We start from the raw sequence: 235 nt of genomic DNA on the forward strand, positions 1-235 counted from the left end.
GGCGACGCGCTGGTCGCTGCCGGGCGCGCGGCCGAGGCCGAGATCGACGCGGCCCGGATAGAGCGCGTCGAGCGTGCCGAACTGTTCCGCGATCACGAGCGGCGAGTGGTTGGGGAGCATGATGCCGCCTGCGCCGACACGGATAGATTTTGTGGCGGCGGCGACATGCGCGATGACGACCGAGGTCGCGGCCGACGCGATGCCGGTCATGCCGTGATGCTCCGCAACCCAGTAG

Annotated in this window: 1 protein-coding gene; it reads right to left on the reverse strand. The window is 70.2% G+C overall.

The features are described from left to right. Positions 1 to 235 (reverse strand): LLM class flavin-dependent oxidoreductase (locus AC0IYH_RS34085; protein WP_471838908.1); only part of this gene is annotated, 235 nt, incomplete at both ends.

The sequence above is a fragment of the Pseudomonas sp. AC463 genome (assembly GCF_979253585.1).